Origin of the sequence: Anaplasma marginale str. Florida, from assembly GCF_000215485.1 — a bacterium.
In the GTDB taxonomy this organism is placed as follows: Bacteria; Pseudomonadota; Alphaproteobacteria; order Rickettsiales; family Anaplasmataceae; genus Anaplasma; species Anaplasma marginale.
Map to the genome: position 1 here is coordinate 1 of NZ_AFMS01000152.1, position 842 is coordinate 842.

1 protein-coding gene and 1 pseudogene are annotated in these 842 nt (G+C 50.6%); both read left to right on the forward strand.

Annotated features, from left to right (window positions below; genetic code table 11):
* Positions 1-301 (forward strand): annotated as a pseudogene (locus GAC_RS04445) (ribonucleoside-diphosphate reductase subunit alpha); the annotation flags it as partial.
* Between the two features lie 65 nt (positions 302-366).
* The gene (ruvX, locus tag GAC_RS04450) at positions 367-840 is read left to right on the forward strand and encodes a Holliday junction resolvase RuvX (protein ID WP_010265134.1); all 474 of its coding nucleotides are present in this window, start codon (positions 367-369) and stop codon (positions 838-840) included.
* The last annotated feature ends 2 nt before the right edge of the window (positions 841-842 follow it).

Below are 842 nucleotides of genomic sequence, written 5' to 3' on the forward strand. Positions count from 1 at the left end.
GTTTTCTAAGACCGCTTACGAGATGGATCAGCGCTGGATAGTTGAGCATAGCAGTGATAGAGCCCCGTATGTGTGCCAGGCGCAGTCGGTCAACATCTTCCTTCCCGCGGGCGTACATAAGCGGTACTTACATAAAATACACTTTCTTGCCTGGAGGAAGGGGGTAAAAAGCCTCTACTACTTAAGGTCCAAGTCAGTACAGAAGGCAGATAAGGTGTCCCACGTTCATGTCGGGCAGGCGGTCTCTCCGCAGCGGCAAATCACCAACTTTGACTATGATGAATGCTTGGCGTGTCAATAGTCACACGGTTTGTGTCGCGTAGCTGAGGCTCACCACGTCGTACTTTGGCTGTGGCAGGGTTGGTTATGTTGTGCGACAGCATAGAGAGTTTTTTTGGGGCGTTGGGGGCCGATAGGAGAATTCTGGGGCTGGATTTCGGCGAGAAGAAGTTTGGCCTTGCCGTCAGCGATAGTACGGGGACCATTGCGATGCCGCATAGCGTGTACCTTAGGAGAAACGTGAGGCAAGATCTGGGTGAGCTGAACGCCATTTTAAAAAGGGAAGGGATTTGCGCAGCGGTTGTAGGCCTGCCACTGCAGCTTGATGGTATGGAGGGAGAGATGTGCGCGGTGGTCCGCTCTTTTGTGCAAAAGCTGATAAAAAAGTCAGGTGTTTATGTTTACTTGCACGACGAAAGGTTTACTACCGCGATGGCCAGTAGAACGACTGAAAGTCTCGGATTGCGCAGGAAAGCATCTCAGAAGGTGGATGATAAGATATCTGCAGCGCTAATCTTACAACAAGTACTGGATATGGCAAAGGGGCGAGGAATAATCTGAAA